Source organism: Paenibacillus sp. 01T422 (assembly GCF_056398785.1).
The window spans coordinates 1-475 of sequence record NZ_JBFTQB010001637.1; the positions used below are offsets into that span (position 1 = coordinate 1).

A 475-nucleotide genomic window follows, 5' to 3' on the forward strand; every position below is an offset into this window, starting at 1 on the left:
AGAGTTTACAACACCCGAAGTCGGTGGGGTAACCCGCAAGGGAGCCAGCCGCCGAAGGTGGGGTAGATGATTGGGGTGAAGTCGTAACAAGGTAGCCGTATCGGAAGGTGCGGCTGGATCACCTCCTTTCTATGGAGACTCGGGTCTGAAACGACCCAGTCAAGTGTGCTTAGCRCACAAATCGCTTACTCACTCGTGTTCAGTTTTGAAAGAGCAATCTTTCAATCTGCAATAAACTTGTTCCTTGAAAACTAGATAACGAAACRAAACGTAAAGTAAGAACTTAGGTAGTGCTAACCTTCGGGTTGCACGAAATTTTCAAATGATTTTTCTAGGTTAAGCTAGAAAGAGCACACGGAGGATGCCTAGGCACTAGGAGCCGAAGAAGGACGTGGCGAACGACGAAATGCCTCGGGGAGCCGTAAGCAGGCTTTGATCCGGGGATGTCCGAATGGGGGAACCCAGCTGTGGTAAT

At 49.5% G+C, this 475-nt stretch carries 2 rRNA genes; both read left to right on the forward strand.

Annotated features, from left to right (window positions below):
- Nucleotides 1-129: ribosomal RNA gene (locus tag AC1DUA_RS40535) — 16S ribosomal RNA — on the forward strand; the annotation flags it as partial.
- 205 nt (nt 130-334) lie between these two features.
- Nucleotides 335-475: ribosomal RNA gene (locus AC1DUA_RS40540) — 23S ribosomal RNA — on the forward strand; the annotation flags it as partial.